This window comes from Paraburkholderia sp. CNPSo 3281, assembly GCF_024206515.1.
GTDB classification, from domain to species: domain Bacteria; phylum Pseudomonadota; class Gammaproteobacteria; order Burkholderiales; family Burkholderiaceae; genus Paraburkholderia; species Paraburkholderia nodosa.
Genome location: NZ_JAMBPS010000206.1, coordinates 1 through 506, shown reverse-complemented (window position 1 = coordinate 506; position 506 = coordinate 1). Strand labels below are relative to the sequence as shown.

The window sequence follows — 506 nt, the reverse complement described above, 5'->3', positions numbered from 1 at the left end:
CGTAAACCGGCTCGAGACCAACGCATTGCTCAGGAGTCCAGCCTTTGCGCACGCGCGGGCCGAGCGTCTTGGCGCTTATCCCATAGACCCTGGCCGCCGCAGCCATAGAGGGATAGCTGACGCCTTCGACCGCGAATTCAACTTCATCGGTGTAGGATGGTCGTGGTTCGAGTCCCACCGCCTGCAGAACCGGCCAGCCCGTTCTCAGTCGCTCAGAAAGCGTCTCATCTCGTATGCCGTCTTCTGCTTGAAAAAAAGATACAGTGTATTCAGCGCCGTCGACTATGAGGTTGAGTTCAAATCGCTTGGGACGATACGCAATGCCGAGACCTGTCGGCGTGTAACCGTTGAGTACACTGTTAGCTAGGCCGACCCAGCGAGCGATGGCTGCGTTAATTATCTCGTGTTCATCTGCTCGGTATGCCGAACGCTGATTGGTCTCGGATACGCCAGTGAACATCGGCGCATGGTAGACCACCGAGTCGATAATGCGAAGAGCGTAGGCC

Annotated in this window: 1 protein-coding gene; it reads right to left on the bottom strand. The window is 56.7% G+C overall.

Annotated elements, in window-relative coordinates; genetic code table 11:
* On the bottom strand, positions 1–506 hold a 506-nt coding region (locus M3I56_RS40955; RefSeq protein ID WP_254358740.1), incomplete at both ends, for a hypothetical protein.